Raw genomic sequence first — 14066 nt, forward strand, 5'->3', positions numbered from 1 at the left:
CGCGGGCGGCGCTCCTTCGCGCGGCTGATGCGGGCGTCGGATGGCGCGACGCTGGTCGAGTTCGGGCTGGTGGTCATGCCGTTCCTGACGCTGCTGATGGGTGCGCTCGACGTCGGCTTTCAGGTCTATCTCAGCGCACTCACCAACGGCGCGATGGAGCGCGCGGCACGTCGCGCGACGGTCGGCAGCATCAGCAAGGATCAGGTCGTGGCGGCGATCCGTGCGGAGATCCGCACGATCCTGCCCCGGGGCAGCCGTGACGATCCCGCGGCGGTGACGGTGACCCCGCTCAGCTACACCAATTTCGCCTCGGTCGGCAAAGGCGAGCGGATCGTCGCCGATACCGCGCCGGTCGGCCAGTATAATGCGACCGACTGCTACGAGGATCGCAACCACAACGGCCGCTATGACGCCACGTTCGGCGGTGGCGACGACATGGGGACCGCGGACGACGTCATCTATTACGACGTACTCGTGAAGGTGCCGCGGCTGTTTCCGTTCGCCGCCGCGATCGGACTGGATCCGTTCACCGTCGTGGGGGCGCGAACATTGGTCCGCAACCAGCCTTATGGCGACCAGCAGATCCGGGTGAGATGTTCGTGAGCGGGGCGGAGGGATCGGCTGATCGGTGGCGGCGGCTGCGCCGCGAGCGCTCCGGAGTCGCGATGATCGAGTTCGCGCTGTCGCTGATGTTCCTGCTGCCGATCGCGCTGACCGGAATCGAACTGGCCAATTTCGCGGTGGTGACGTTGCGGCTGAACCAGCTTGCGATGATGGTGTCCGACAATGTCGCGCGATATCGCGGCGGCATCGACGAAGCGCAGGTCGACGAAGTGATGACGGGGGTTGCCTTCGCAGGTCGCGGGATCGACTTCGGCCAGCAAGGTCGAGTGATCGTCTCGACCGTCGAAAGCAACGGGCAAACCGGCACCCAGGCCGGCTACAAGATCAGCTGGCAGCGTTGCTTCGGCGCGATGAACGTTGCGTCGTCCTACGGCCTCGAAGGCGCAGGATCCAGCGACGCGACGCTGGCGAACGGCATCGGACCGGCAGCGAACAAGGTCAAGCCGGTCAACAATACGGCGCTGATCTTCGCAGAGCTGCGCTACACCTATCGGCCGATCGTCGGCGCCGGCTTCCTGGCCGCGCGTGAGATGACGTCGCTCCAGTCCTTCACGGTCCGCGATCGCGCGTCACAGACGCTGACCAACACCACCAACATGCCCGACGCGAAACGCCGCCTGTGCGACGCCGCCCACCTCTCCGCCACCTGAGCGGCGACGGAGAGGTCGGACGATCGGTTAGCCGCGGTAGCAGACCTTCTTGACCGTCTTGACGATCTTGTCGGTCGAGATCAGCGCGAGCTTTTCGAGGTTCGCCGCATAGGGAAGCGGCACGTCCTCGTTGGTGACGCGCAGCACCGGGGCGTCGAGGTCGTCGAAGCCTTCCTCCATTGCGATCGCGGCGATTTCCGAAGCGATCGAGCAGGTCGGCCAGCCTTCCTCCACGACCACCAGCCGGTTGGTCTTGGCGAGTGACTTGAGCACGGTCTGCTTGTCGAGCGGGCGCAGCGTGCGCAGGTCGACGACCTCCGCCTCGATGCCCTCGCCCGCCAGCGTCTCCGCGGCTTCGAGCGCGAGCCCGACGCCGATCGAATAGCTGACGATCGTCACGTCCTTGCCCTCACGCATGATCCGCGCCTTGCCGATCGGGAGCACCCAATCGTCAAGCTTCGGGATCTCGAACGAGCGACCGTAGAGCAGCTCGTTCTCGAGAAACACGACCGGGTCCTGGCTGCGGATCGCGGCCTTCAGCAGCCCCTTGGCATCGGCCGCGTCATAGGGCGCGATCACGATCAGCCCCGGCACCGAGGCGTACCACGGACCGTAGTTCTGGGAGTGCTGCGCGCCGACGCGGCTCGCCGCGCCGTTCGGACCACGGAACACGATCGGGCAGCGCATCTGCCCGCCCGACATGTAGTTGGTCTTCGCGGCGGAGTTGATGATGTGATCGATCGCCTGCATCGCGAAGTTGAAGGTCATGAACTCGACGATCGGCTTCAGCCCGCCCATCGCCGCGCCCGTACCGACGCCGGCAAAGCCGTATTCGGTGATCGGCGTGTCGATGACGCGCTTGTCGCCGAACTCGTCGAGCAGGCCCTGGGTGACCTTGTACGCGCCCTGATATTGGGCGACTTCCTCGCCCAGCACGAACACGCGCTCGTCGGTGCGCATTTCCTCGGCCATCGCGTCGCGCAGCGCTTCGCGGACCGTGACCTTCACCATCTCGGTGCCCGCCGGGATCGCCGGATCGGTGACCTCCGCCTTGTGACTCGCCGCCTCGAACAGCTGGCGCGCGCCGGTGTCGACCTTCTCCTGCGCCGGGTGCGCCGAATCCTCGACCGTATCGGCCTTCTTCTCGTCCGCCGCCGCTTCGGCCTTGGGCGAATCGTCCTTGGTCGCCGCACCGGCTTCCTCGCCCTCGCCGGCGAGCTGCATGATGACGGTGCCGACCTTCACGCCGTCGGTGCCCTCGGCAACGAGGATCTTCGCGACGGTGCCTTCGTCGACCGCCTCGAACTCCATGGTGGCCTTGTCGGTCTCGATCTCGGCCATGATGTCGCCGGACTTCACCGTGTCGCCTTCCTTGACGAGCCACTTGGCGAGCGTGCCCTCCTCCATGGTGGGCGACAGCGCCGGCATCTTGATGTCGATCGCCATCTCAGTACTTCTCCACCAGAACGTCGGTATACAGTTCGGCCGGATCCGGCTCCGGCGTGCTTTCGGCGAAATCGGCCGACTCGGCGACCTGCTTGCGGATGCGCTGCTCGACCGCCTTGAAGTCCTCTTCCTTGACCCCGTGGCCTTCGGTCAGCAGCTTCTTGACGTGCTCGATCGGGTCGGACTTGTCGCGCACCGCCTGCACTTCGTCGCGCGAGCGGTACTTGGCCGGATCGGACATCGAGTGGCCGCGATAGCGATACGTCTTCATCTCAAGGATGATCGGCCCCTTGCCCGCGCGCACCCACGCCAGCGCCTCTTCGGCCGCGCCACGCGCCGCCAGCACGTCCATGCCGTCGATCTGCAGACCCGGGATGCGGAAGCTCTCGCCACGGCGATACAGCTGGTCCTCGGACGAGGCGCGATTGACGCTGGTGCCCATCGCATATTGGTTGTTCTCGATCACGAAGATGATCGGAAGCTTCCACAGCTCGGCCATGTTGAAGCTTTCGTACACCTGACCCTGATTGGCGGCGCCGTCACCGAAATAGGCAAGGCACACGCCACCGTCGTTGGTGTATTTGTGGCTGAACGCGAGGCCCGCGCCGAGCGAGACCTGCGCGCCGACGATGCCGTGCCCGCCGTAGAATTTATGCTCGACGCTGAACATGTGCATCGAGCCGCCCTTGCCCTTCGAGATGCCGGCCTGACGTCCGGTCAGCTCCGCCATGACGTCCTTGGGTGGGATGCCGCACAACAGCATATGGCCGTGGTCGCGATAGCCGGTGATGACCGAGTCCTTCTCGGTCAGCGCCGACTGGAGCCCGACCGCCACGGCTTCCTGCCCGATATACAGGTGGCAAAAGCCGCCGATCAGGCCCAGGCCGTACAGCTGGCCGGCCTTTTCCTCGAAACGGCGGATCAGCAGCATGTCCTCGTAGAATTTAAGGAGTTCGTCCTTGCTCGCCTCATAGGGGCGCGGCTCGGCGGGACGCTCGCGATTCGTTTTCTGCGGGTCGGCAGCCGGTGCTTCGCTGCGTGCTGCTGGGGCTTTTGCCACGATGGACACTACCTCGTTTCTTGAAAGACGTAGCGGCCTATAGCCACGGCACGGCACAGACTGCAAACCCCACCGACTTGCAAGGGATTGGGGCGCGGTCTAGGCGAAGGGCGATGAATGTGCCGGACCCCTCGCCTGCCCCGCGACATCCGCTGCGGATCGCCAATTTCCGCGCATATTGGCTCTCCCGCTTCGCCGGCACGATCGCGGTCAGCGCGCAGGCGATCATCATCGGCTGGCAAGTATACGGTCTTGCCCGCGAGACGATGGACATCCGGCAGGCCGCGTTCATGCTCGGCATGATCGGGCTGGTACAATTTATCCCTTTGTTCCTGCTAACCCCGGTCGTCGGCCTCGTCGCGGACAGTGTCGACCGGCGGTGGATCGTGCGCGGAACGACGGCGCTGCTGTGCATCAACGCCGGCGTGCTCGGGGTGCTGACCTGGTCAGGTAATCTTTCGTTGCCGGCGCTGTTCGGTGCGGCGGTGCTGATCGGGATCGCGCGCGCCTTCTCCGGGCCGGCCTATTCGGCGCTGGCGCCCAACCTCGTTCCCAAGGAGAGCCTGCCGACCGCGATCGCGATCTCGTCGATCGCATGGCAATTCGGGACGGTGGCGGGGCCGAGCATTGGCGGCCTGCTTTATGCGATCCACCCGGATTTTGCGTACGGTGTGATCTCCGGCCTGCTCCTGCTCGCGCTCGCGACGATGTTCATGATCGGCAAGGTGCCGCAGCCGGCCGCGCAGAAGGATCGCCGGCCGATCCAGCGCATCCTCGACGGCTTCTCCTATGTGCGCCGTAACCGACTGGTTCTGGCGGCAATTACCCTCGACCTTTTCGCGGTCCTGCTGGCGGGGGCAACGGCGTTGCTCCCGATCTACGCGCGCGACATCCTGCATGTCGGTGCCAGCGGCCTCGGCTTCCTTGCCGCGGGAATGGGAATCGGCGCGGGCACGACCGCGGTCTGGTTCTCGTTTCGCCCGTTGACGTCGAACGTCGGCGTCAAGATGCTGGCGGCCGTCGTCGTTTTCGGTCTTGCGATCCTGAGCTTCGGCATCGCGACGCAGCTGACCGAGCTGCTGGGCGTCACACGCGTCGGCGCGGGCGGCGCCATCCGGGTCGATTTCGTCATCAGCCTGCTTGCGCTGATCGTCGCGGGCGGCGCGGACATGGTGTCGGTCTATGTCCGGACCTCGCTGATCCAGCTCCACACGCCCGACGCGATGCGCGGCCGGGTCAGCGCGGTGTCGCAGCTGACGATCTCGGCATCGAACGAGTTGGGAGAGGCGGAGAGCGGGCTGCTCGCTTCGCTGCTCGGCCCGGTCGGCGCGGTGGTGTTCGGGGGCGTCGGCGCGATCGCGGTGACCTTGCTGTGGTCGCGGCTGTTCCCGGAACTCCGCCGCGCGCGAACCTTTGATCCGCCCGACATCATCGATATCCCACCACAACATGGAGTAGCGCAGCCATGAAGGCCCAGAACGTCCTCGCGACGATCGGCAACACGCCGCATATCCGTATCCAGAAGCTGTTTCCCGGCTCGGAAGTGTGGATCAAGTCGGAGCGGGCGAACCCCGGCGGCTCGATCAAGGATCGCATCGCGCTCGCGATGATCGAGGCGGCAGAGGCGTCAGGCGCGTTGCAGCCCGGCGGGACGATCATCGAACCGACCAGCGGCAATACCGGGATCGGGCTGGCGATGGTCGCGGCGGTCAAGGGGTACAAGCTGGTGCTCGTGATGCCGGAGAGCATGAGCATCGAGCGGCGCCGACTGATGCTGGCCTATGGCGCCGAGTTCGACCTGACCCCGCGCGAGAAGGGCATGAAGGGCGCGATCGAGCGCGCGCTCGAGCTGGTCGAGCAGACCCCCGGCGCGTGGATGCCGCAGCAGTTCGAGAACCCGGCGAACATCGACGTGCATGTCCGGACGACCGCGCAGGAAATCCTGAACGATTTCCGCGAAACCCCGGTCGACGTCATCATCACCGGCGTGGGCACCGGTGGGCACATCACCGGCGTCGCCGAGGTGCTGAAGAAGGAGTGGCCGAACCTCAAGGTCTTCGCGGTCGAACCGCAGGCGTCGCCGGTGATCTCGGGCGGACAGGCCGGACCGCACCCGATCCAGGGGATCGGCGCGGGCTTCATCCCGTCGAACCTGCATACGCAGGTTCTCGACGGCGTGATCGAAGTCGACGCCGCGGTCGCGAAGGACATGGCGCGACGCTCGGCGCGGGAGGAAGGATTGCTGGTCGGCATCTCGTCAGGTGCGACGCTGGCGGCGATCCTCCAGAAGTTGCCCGATCTGCCCGACAACGTGCGGGTGCTCGGCTTCAATTACGATACCGGCGAGCGATATCTGTCGGTGCCGGATTTCCTGCCGGAGAATTGATCTGTCCGGTCTGAGCTGGAAGATGCGCGCGATCCTCGGCGGGATCGCGACATCGGCGCTCGTCGCGCCCGCCCTCATTGCCCGTCACACACCCGAGGTGCCGCGGGCGATCGCGGCCAAGGTCGTGCGCCCGCAGCGCGTGGTGGCGGCGAGCGAGGTTCCGACGGTCGAACCGGTGGAGCTTCAGGACCTTACCCCTGCCGACGCCCGGCTCTTCAACGCGGCGATCCCGTTCGTGCGGGGCCCGCGCCCGGCGGCGCGGCCTTTCCTCTTCGCAGGCGACGAGACGCAGCGCGGGCGAGCGACCGATTGTCTCGCCGCGGCCGCCTGGTACGAAGCCGGGGATGATCCGGTCGGCGAGCGCGCGGTGGTACAGGTCGTGCTCAACCGGCTGCGGCACCCCGCCTTCCCAAAGACGGTGTGCGGTGTCGTGTTCCAGGGGCAGGAACGCACGACCGGCTGCCAGTTCACCTTCACGTGCGATGGCGCGCTGACCCGGCGGCCGTCCGAGCCCGCATGGGAGCGCGCGCGACAGATCGCGACCAAGGCGTTGAACGGCGCGGTGTTCGCCAAGGTCGGCTATGCCACCCACTACCATACCGACTGGGTGGTGCCGTATTGGAGCGCCAGCCTCGACAAGCTTGCCGAGGTGAACACGCACCTGTTCTTCCGCTGGACCGGCTGGTGGGGCACGCCCGCCGCGTTCCGGCGGGTGGTATCGAGCGACGAGCCGGTCATCGCCAAGCTCGGCACGATTTCGGCGGCGCATCGGCTTGGCGGTGCGCTCGACGAGGCTGCCGCCGCGGTCGCTGCGGCGGCCGAACCGGGGACGCTGGTTGCGCCGGTGGCAACCAGCATTGTGCCCGGCGAGCCGGATAGCTTCACCGCGCTGTTGCCGGCAATCGCGCCCGAGGGATATTCGGCGATCGCGAAATCCGCTTGCGGCGCGCGTACGAAGTGCAAGTTCCTCGGCTGGACGGATCGCGCGATGCTGCCCGGCGGTACGCCGATGACGGCGACGCAGATGGCGGGCATGTCGTTCAGCTATCTGCGCGACAAGGACGCCGGGCTGGAGCGCGAGCTGTGGAATTGCCGGGAGTTTCCGCGCACCGGCCCCGGGCTGTGCATGCGACGGCAGGTGGTGCCTGCTCCCTCCCCAAGCACAACGCCGGTGCTGCGTGGGCCCGGTGCGTTGGACGGGGTGCGGCGCCGTGAAGAGCCGCTCGCTGCCGCAACACCGGCTGCGCTGCCATAGCGGCGTGCGCAGGTTCGTCGCTCGACACGGCGGTGAACGGCACCCCGCTTGAACCATCTACCGCCGTCACCCCGGACTGGTTCCGGGGTCCACCGTCCCGCAAGAGCAACCGCCCTTGTGCTGGCGGATCGGTGGATGCCGGAACGAGTCCGGCATGACGGGGGCGGCTCAAATTCAGCTTCGACGGATCACGCTCCGAACAGGAGTGCCTGTTTGTCAGGGCCTCGATTTCGGAGGTGTTCGAGCCATCGACCATAAACAAAAGGGCGACCTTTCGGCCGCCCTTTATCAGTCCATTCGTGTCGCCGCTCAGCGCCCCGAGGGTGCAGGTCCACCCGGACCGCCCATGCCCGGCAATCCGCCCATCATGCTCTGCTGCATCTGCAGCTGACGCACGGTCGCCTCGGGCAGAAAATCCTGAAGCTCGACGTCGAAGACCAGCGTCGAATTGGCGGGGATCGGGCCGTTGGCGCGTTCGCCGTAGCCGAGTTCCGGCTTGATCCAGAGCCGGTACTTGGAGCCCTTGTGCATCAACTTCAGGCCTTCGGAAAAGCCCGGAACGACGCCGGCGACGGGCAACGGCGTCGGCTGCTGCGACTTGTCGAAGACCGTGCCGTCCACCAGCCGCCCCTCGTAGTTCACGAGCGACACGTCGGTATCGGTCGGCCGTGCGCCCTTGACGTCACCCGCCTTGAGCACCTGATATCGAAGCCCGGAGGGCGTCGTCACGATGCCGGTGTCGCCTGCGCGCGCCAACGCGATGCCGGCCACCAGAGCGATCAGCAGCCCCGCCACCAGCCAGAACACATAAGCGCGTCGGACGGGGGCGATCGGGACGGCAGTGACAGTCGACATCGGCGGGCAACCTCAGGCTTGCACGCGTCATCGGTACGACGCGCTGGCAGAAACGGGGTGATCGCAGCGCCGCATCGCGCAGCGCCACGATCGACGCAGCGTCTTACCGCGCGCCGTCACGCTCCGCACGCTTGCGCTCCAGCTTGCGCGCCCGACGCACCGCAGCAGCACGCTCACGCGCACGCTTCTCCGAGGGCTTCTCGTAGTGGCGGCGCAGCTTCATTTCGCGATACACGCCCTCACGCTGCAGCTTCTTCTTGAGCGCGCGAAGGGCCTGGTCAACATTGTTGTCGCGAACGATGATCTGCATTGGAACCTTCAACTCCGGATCAAACAAGTAATGCGGCGGCGAGCGAGGCTCGCGCCGAACGCACCGCCCCTAGCAGCAAGTGCCGGGCCTCGCAAGCGTTCAGGCGATCACGATCGGTGCGGTCACCACCCGGCGATGCTTCAGCGCCGGAATACGCGCGCGCACATCTTCCGTCCGCGCCGGCGCGATGTCGGCATAGCCGATCCCCGGCGTCTCGCCCATGTCGAGCAACATCTCACCCCAGGGATCGACGACGAGCGAGTGACCGTAAGTAGCGCGACCGTCGGGATGCACCCCGGTCTGCGCCGCCGCGACCAAATGGACGCCCGCCTCGATCGCGCGGGCGCGCAACAGGATGTGCCAATGCGCCGCGCCGGTCGGGCGCGTGAAGCTGGCGGGAACCGACAGCACCTGCGCGCCCGCGTCGGTCAGCGCGCGAAAAAGGTCGGGAAAGCGCATGTCGTAACAGATCGACAGCCCCATCGGTCCCAGCGGCGTGCCGACCACCACCGGACGATCGCCCGCGGCATAGCTTGCCGACTCGCGCCAGCTTTCGCCGGTCGGGAGATCAACATCGAAGAGATGCATCTTGTCATAGCGTGCGCGGATGTTGCCGATCGCGTCGATCACGAAGCTCCGGTTGGCAAACCGCCCGTCAGGCCGCCGAAGCGCCAGCGAGCCGAGATGCACCCAGATGCCGGCGCGCGCCGCCGCCTCGCGCACGGCCACCAGCACCCCGTCGTCCGCCTCGCGCACGATCGACGCCGCCGCACGCGCGCGATCGCGGTCGAGCAGCCCCGACATCTCCGGCGTGAAGACCATGGCGGCACCTTGCTTGCCCGCCTCTTCGATCGCAGCGACCAGCGTCGCGGCATTCTGGGCAGGATCGATCCCGGTCGTGGTCTGTACGACGGCAATCTTCGTCACGCATGGCTCCTCGTTGCTGCGTTGCCTCGAACAGCAAGCGCATCATCGGCGCAAGCGTTGCACCGCCGCACGGGCCGCAAATGGTTGGCGCGATGCGGTCGGCGGATTAAGAGCGCTGCATGACCGGTGCCCCCCTCACGCTTTATAACAGCCTCTCGCGGCAGCACGAGACGTTCAGCCCGCTCGATCCCGACAACGTCCGCATCTATTCGTGCGGGCCGACCGTTTATCATTATGCGCACCTCGGCAACCTGCGCGCTTATGTCTTCACCGACACACTCAGCCGCACGATCACGGCGAAAGGCTGGCCGCTGACCCATGTCATCAACATCACCGACGTCGGGCATCTGACGTCCGACGCGGATGCAGGCGACGACAAGATGGAGGCGGCGGCGCGCGCCAGCGGGCGGGATATCTGGGCGATCGCGCGACATTATACCGACGCCTTCAAACAAAATCTGAGCGACCTCAACATCCGCACGCCGACACACATGCCGCTGGCCACCGATCATGTCGCCGAGATGATCGCCTGGGGCGAGCGGATCGCGGCAAAGCATTGCTACCTGCTGGATGACGGCCTCTACTTCGATACCACCACCGTGCCGAATTACGGGCGACTGGCGGGGGCGGCCGACGATGCCGCGCAGGGGCGAATTGAAACCGTGGCCGGCAAGCGCCATCCGCAGGACTTTGCGATCTGGCGGACCACCCCGCCCGGCGAAGCGCGCCAGATGGAGTGGGACTCGCCGTGGGGACGCGGCGCGCCGGGCTGGCACCTCGAATGCTCGGTGATGGCGGCGAAATATCTGGGCGTGGCGTTCGACATCCATACGGGCGGGATCGACCATCGCGAGATCCACCACCCCAATGAAATCGCGCAGAACCAGGCGCATTGCGGATGTGCCGACACCGGCGCGACCTTCTGGCTGCACAACAACTTCCTCGTCGATCGCACGGGAAAGATGAGCAAATCCTCTGGCGAGTTCCTGACCCTGTCGCGTGTGGTGGAGCGCGGGTTCCATCCCCTCTCCTACCGGCTGATGTGCCTTCAGGCGCATTATCGCAGCGAGCTGGAATTCTCGTGGGAGAACCTCGCGGCGGCGCAGGTGCGGCTGAAGCGTTGGGTTCATGCCGTAGAGACAGTGCGCGCGCGCGCGGAGGGCGAAGGGTCGCCGGTCGCGGCGTATATCGACCAGCTCGACGCCGCGCTCAGCGACGATCTGGCCACGCCGCGTGCGCTTCCCGTTCTCGACGCATTGCTGGGCGACAAGAAGGTGCCGGCCGCGGATCGGCTAGCGACGCTCGCCGCCTTCGACGACATGTTGGGTCTCGACCTCGGCCGGCTCGAACGGGCGGCCTTGCGGGTGCGCCCGCAGGAAGCACGGATCGACGAAGCCGCGATCGAAGCGCGGCTCGAAGAGCGTAAGGCGGCACGCGCGGCAAAGGAATTCGCGCGATCGGACGCGATCCGCGACGATCTCGTCGCCGCCGGGGTCGAGGTGATGGACGGCGATCCGCTCGGCTGGGACTGGAAACTGCCGATCTGACGGCAAGGGGAAGGACGTTCGTGATGGATCTTGGGCTGACAGGACGCTTGGCGATCGTCTGCGCATCAAGCCAGGGGCTCGGGCGCGCCTGCGCCACCGCGCTGGCGCAGGCCGGCTGCGTGGTGGTCGTGAACGGACGTGACGCCGCCGCGTTGGAAGAGACAGCATCAGCCTTGCGGGCGGCTGGTGGAGAAGTGCGGACGGTCGCCGGCGACGTCGGTGACGAGCGCGTGCAGCAGGCGTTGCTCGATGCCGCGGACGGCCGGGTCGATATTCTGATCAACAACAATGGTGGACCGCCGCTTCGCGACTTTCGCGCGCTGGATGGCGAGGCGATCCATGCCGGGATCGACGCCAATATGGTCACCCCGATCCGGCTGGTGCAAAAGGTGATCGATGGCATGATCGAGCGCCGGTTCGGGCGGATCGTCTGCATCACCTCCGGCTCGGTCAAGGCGCCGGTACCCGGTCTCGATCTGTCGAGCGGCGCGCGGGTCGGGCTGACCGGCTTCCTGGCCGGGGTGGCACGGCAGGTCGCGCACGCAAACGTGACGATCAACTTCCTGCTTCCCGGACTGTTCGAGACGCGCCGGCTCGCCGGCGTCCACGCCTTCAACGCGGAGTCGAACGGCATATCGGTCGAGCAAGCCGAGAACAACGCGCGGCAACGTATTCCGGCCCGACGCTTCGGCGATCCGCGTGAGTTCGGCGACGCCTGTGCGTTCCTGTGTGCGGCCTCGTCGGGCTTTATCACCGGGCAAAGTCTGCTGATCGATGGGGGCACCTATCCCGGCGTGCTGTAAAGAGGAAGTTGATTGCGGCCCGCGCGCGGTTGGTTCAAGGCGCGGGCGTTAGTTGGAAGGATGAATACCATGGCCACCTGGGCCCCGCATAGCTGGACCAATGCCGAAGCGCGCCAGCTCCCCGTCTACCCCGACGCCGCCGCGCTGGATGATGCGACGCGGCGGCTGGCGTCGTTTCCCCCGCTGGTCTTCGCGGGTGAAGCGCGGAACTTGACGGCGGATCTTGCCAAGGTCGCGGAAGGAAAGGCGTTCCTTCTACAGGGCGGCGACTGTGCCGAAAGCTTTGCCGAATTTCATCCCAACAATATCCGCGACACGTTTCGCGTCATCCTGCAGATGGCGGTGGTGCTGACCTTCGCCTCGAAGCTGCCGGTGGTGAAGGTGGGTCGCATGGCGGGGCAGTTCGCCAAGCCGCGCTCCGCCAATACCGAGACGATCGATGGCGTCGAGCTGCCGAGCTATCGCGGCGACAACGTCAACGACATCGCGTTCACCGCGGAGTCGCGGATCCCCGACCCGGAACGGATGATCCGCTCCTACGCGCAATCGGCGGCGACGCTGAACCTGCTGCGCGCGTTTGCGCAGGGCGGCTATGCCAATCTGCATCAGGTGCATCGCTGGACGCATGACTTCATGGGCCGCAGCCCGTGGGCCAAGAAGTACGCCGAAACCGCCGACCGGATCGGTGAGGCGCTCGATTTCATGGAGGCGTGCGGGATCAGCCCGGATACCGTGCCGCAGCTATCGCAGACGACGTTCTACACCAGCCATGAGGCGCTGCTGCTGCCGTTCGAGGAGGCGCTTACCCGCCAGGACTCGCTGACCGGTGACTGGTACGATACGTCGGCGCACTTCCTGTGGATCGGTGATCGCACCCGCTTCGAAGGATCGGCGCATGTCGAGTTCCTGCGTGGGATCGGCAATCCGATCGGCGTGAAGTGCGGGCCGTCGCTCGACCCGGATGCGCTGCTGCGGATGCTCGACACGCTCAATCCGGGGCGCGTCGCGGGGCGGATGACGCTCATCACGCGCTATGGCTACGACCAGATCGAGGCGCATCTGCCGCGCCTGGTGCGCGCGGTGAAGCGCGAGGGGCATCCGGTCGTATGGAGTTGCGACCCGATGCACGGCAACACCGTCAAGGCGACCAGCGGGTACAAGACGCGGCCGTTCGATCGCATCCTGTCCGAGGTGCGCGGCTTCTTCGCGGTCCATCGCGCGGAAGGCACGCACGCCGGCGGCATTCATGCCGAGATGACCGGGCAGAACGTCACCGAATGCACCGGCGGGGCGATCGACGTCACGGAGCAGAGCCTTGCCGATCGTTATCACACGCATTGCGATCCGCGCCTCAACGCCGGGCAGAGTCTCGAGCTGGCGTTCCTGCTGGCCGAGATGCTGAACAGCGAAATGGCGGAGCGCCGCAAGGCCGCGTGATCGCGTCAACGCGTTGGAGGAGATAAATGCAGGGGCGACGCGAAAGTCGCTTGACGCGCCCGCCCCTGCCTCCTAACGACGCGCCTCACACCGCGCACGGCCCCTTCGTCTAGCGGTTAGGACGTCGCCCTCTCACGGCGAAAACACGAGTTCGATTCTCGTAGGGGTCACCAGCGATCGCCCTTCTTGCGGCTCGCCAGCTTTGCTGCGGTAGTTCCTGTACTAAACGATAGCGAACGGCTGTGTGGCTGCGGATGCCGTGTATCGCAGCCTTATTGATCATATCGCAAACCGCATCCGGTCAGCCGACCTGAAAGCGGTACGTCCCCGAACGAACCGCGATTACCGCTTCCTGCGCGGTGCGTTGTTCGACGGTCACGGGCTTCCCGCCTTCGAGAATGCGCGCGCCGTTTGCTGCGGGCAGGTGGACGCGTGCCACGCTGCCGACGGGACGGTCACGTCAAGCGTGAACCGGTTCTGCTCCTGCTTCCACCGCGTGCTGATCCGCCCGAGCCGCGAATCGTAGCGCGCCCCCGCCGACGACATGCGCGGTCGGCGCGCGCAGGGGGCGGCAACAAGTCGAAGTGAAGCGCGACGATATAGCCGGTCGGCGAGCCGTTGCCGACTGTCCCGTCCGCCTTGACGAAGGTGCGGTTGAAGGCGTCTCCCACCTTCGTCGACAATGCCGCATAGCGCGCCGCGTCGGCCGCTGGCCCGCTGGCCCGCGGCATGTCGGCCATCTGATCGGCGGTGCCTTTCCAGAAGC

At 66.3% G+C, this 14066-nt stretch carries 14 protein-coding genes and 1 tRNA gene; 10 read left to right on the plus strand and 5 right to left on the minus strand.

Going from position 1 to position 14066, the window contains the following annotated elements; translation table 11 throughout:
- The first annotated feature begins 27 nt into the window (after positions 1-27).
- Both PGN12_12085 and PGN12_12090 read left to right on the plus strand, forming a co-directional pair.
- A complete protein-coding gene (locus PGN12_12085; protein ID MEH3104635.1) occupies positions 28-603 on the plus strand; it encodes a pilus assembly protein in 576 nt (191 codons plus the stop codon).
- 62 nt (positions 604-665) lie between these two features.
- Positions 666-1274, plus strand: coding sequence for a pilus assembly protein (locus tag PGN12_12090; GenBank protein ID MEH3104636.1), 609 nt, complete (start codon positions 666-668; stop codon positions 1272-1274).
- Positions 1275-1301: 27 nt separating this feature from the next.
- Here PGN12_12090 and PGN12_12095 read toward each other — a convergent pair whose 3' ends face one another.
- Complete coding sequence (locus PGN12_12095; protein ID MEH3104637.1) at positions 1302-2720, minus strand: pyruvate dehydrogenase complex E1 component subunit beta; 1419 nt, start codon at positions 2718-2720, stop codon at positions 1302-1304.
- A 1-nt stretch (position 2721) separates the two neighbouring features.
- The gene (gene pdhA / locus PGN12_12100) at positions 2722-3780 is read right to left on the minus strand and encodes a pyruvate dehydrogenase (acetyl-transferring) E1 component subunit alpha (protein ID MEH3104638.1); all 1059 of its coding nucleotides are present in this window, start codon (positions 3778-3780) and stop codon (positions 2722-2724) included.
- Positions 3781-3893: 113 nt separating this feature from the next.
- Between pdhA and PGN12_12105 the strand changes: the two genes are divergently transcribed.
- From PGN12_12105 to PGN12_12115, 3 genes are read left to right on the plus strand one after another with little or no spacing between them, the layout of a single operon-like run.
- Positions 3894-5249 carry an MFS transporter gene (locus PGN12_12105; protein MEH3104639.1) on the plus strand — a complete coding sequence of 452 codons (1356 nt, stop codon included), beginning with the start codon at positions 3894-3896 and terminating at the stop codon, positions 5247-5249.
- Positions 5246-6166 carry a cysteine synthase A gene (gene cysK, locus PGN12_12110; protein ID MEH3104640.1) on the plus strand — a complete coding sequence of 307 codons (921 nt, stop codon included), beginning with the start codon at positions 5246-5248 and terminating at the stop codon, positions 6164-6166. The genes PGN12_12105 and cysK overlap by 4 nt, the downstream gene beginning before the upstream one ends.
- Before the next feature lie 22 nt (positions 6167-6188).
- Entirely contained in the window at positions 6189-7421 is a 1233-nt protein-coding gene (locus PGN12_12115; protein MEH3104641.1) for a cell wall hydrolase, read from the plus strand.
- Between the two features lie 309 nt (positions 7422-7730).
- On the opposite strand, the gene PGN12_12120 is transcribed toward PGN12_12115, so the two are convergent.
- The 3 genes from PGN12_12120 to PGN12_12130 form a co-directional block, all read right to left on the minus strand.
- Positions 7731-8276: an FKBP-type peptidyl-prolyl cis-trans isomerase gene (locus PGN12_12120; protein MEH3104642.1), complete on the minus strand. Its 546-nt coding sequence runs from the start codon at positions 8274-8276 to the stop codon at positions 7731-7733.
- A 103-nt stretch (positions 8277-8379) separates the two neighbouring features.
- The gene (rpsU, locus tag PGN12_12125; protein MEH3104643.1) at positions 8380-8586 is read right to left on the minus strand and encodes a 30S ribosomal protein S21; all 207 of its coding nucleotides are present in this window, start codon (positions 8584-8586) and stop codon (positions 8380-8382) included.
- 99 nt (positions 8587-8685) lie between these two features.
- A complete protein-coding gene (locus tag PGN12_12130) occupies positions 8686-9513 on the minus strand; it encodes a carbon-nitrogen hydrolase family protein (protein MEH3104644.1) in 828 nt (275 codons plus the stop codon).
- Between the two features lie 119 nt (positions 9514-9632).
- On the opposite strand from PGN12_12130, the gene cysS reads away from it, so the two are divergent.
- The 5 genes from cysS to PGN12_12155 all read left to right on the plus strand — a co-directional run bounded on the left by cysS (position 9633) and on the right by PGN12_12155 (position 13826).
- Entirely contained in the window at positions 9633-11060 is a 1428-nt protein-coding gene (cysS, locus tag PGN12_12135; GenBank protein MEH3104645.1) for a cysteine--tRNA ligase, read from the plus strand.
- A gap of 23 nt (positions 11061-11083) precedes the next feature.
- Positions 11084-11863, plus strand: coding sequence for an SDR family oxidoreductase (locus PGN12_12140; protein MEH3104646.1), 780 nt, complete (start codon positions 11084-11086; stop codon positions 11861-11863).
- Between the two features lie 69 nt (positions 11864-11932).
- Complete coding sequence (locus PGN12_12145) at positions 11933-13300, plus strand: 3-deoxy-7-phosphoheptulonate synthase class II (GenBank protein MEH3104647.1); 1368 nt, start codon at positions 11933-11935, stop codon at positions 13298-13300.
- A 98-nt stretch (positions 13301-13398) separates the two neighbouring features.
- Positions 13399-13473 (plus strand) — tRNA-Glu (locus PGN12_12150).
- Positions 13474-13544: 71 nt separating this feature from the next.
- Positions 13545-13826, plus strand: a complete 282-nt coding sequence (locus PGN12_12155) for a hypothetical protein (GenBank protein MEH3104648.1) — start codon at positions 13545-13547, stop codon at positions 13824-13826.
- Positions 13827-14066: the final 240 nt, after the last annotated feature.

It is taken from the genome of Sphingomonas phyllosphaerae (assembly GCA_036946405.1).
GTDB lineage: Bacteria > Pseudomonadota > Alphaproteobacteria > Sphingomonadales > Sphingomonadaceae > Sphingomonas > Sphingomonas phyllosphaerae_D.

What these genes read in the sequence shown, in the direction of transcription:
- PGN12_12090 (MEH3104636.1), top strand. Translation starts at nt 666, where the DNA reads ATGATCGAGTTCGCGCTGTCGCTGATGTTCCTGCTGCCGATCGCGCTG.
- PGN12_12115 (MEH3104641.1), top strand. Translation starts at nt 6,189, where the DNA reads ATGCGCGCGATCCTCGGCGGGATCGCGACATCGGCGCTCGTCGCGCCC.
- PGN12_12145 (MEH3104647.1), top strand. Translation starts at nt 11,933, where the DNA reads ATGGCCACCTGGGCCCCGCATAGCTGGACCAATGCCGAAGCGCGCCAG.
- PGN12_12095 (MEH3104637.1), bottom strand. Translation starts at nt 2,720, where the DNA reads ATGGCGATCGACATCAAGATGCCGGCGCTGTCGCCCACCATGGAGGAG.
- PGN12_12120 (MEH3104642.1), bottom strand. Translation starts at nt 8,276, where the DNA reads ATGTCGACTGTCACTGCCGTCCCGATCGCCCCCGTCCGACGCGCTTAT.
- cysS (MEH3104645.1), top strand. Translation starts at nt 9,633, where the DNA reads ATGACCGGTGCCCCCCTCACGCTTTATAACAGCCTCTCGCGGCAGCAC.
- PGN12_12140 (MEH3104646.1), top strand. Translation starts at nt 11,084, where the DNA reads ATGGATCTTGGGCTGACAGGACGCTTGGCGATCGTCTGCGCATCAAGC.
- PGN12_12085 (MEH3104635.1), top strand. Translation starts at nt 28, where the DNA reads ATGCGGGCGTCGGATGGCGCGACGCTGGTCGAGTTCGGGCTGGTGGTC.
- PGN12_12105 (MEH3104639.1), top strand. Translation starts at nt 3,894, where the DNA reads ATGAATGTGCCGGACCCCTCGCCTGCCCCGCGACATCCGCTGCGGATC.
- rpsU (MEH3104643.1), bottom strand. Translation starts at nt 8,586, where the DNA reads ATGCAGATCATCGTTCGCGACAACAATGTTGACCAGGCCCTTCGCGCG.
- cysK (MEH3104640.1), top strand. Translation starts at nt 5,246, where the DNA reads ATGAAGGCCCAGAACGTCCTCGCGACGATCGGCAACACGCCGCATATC.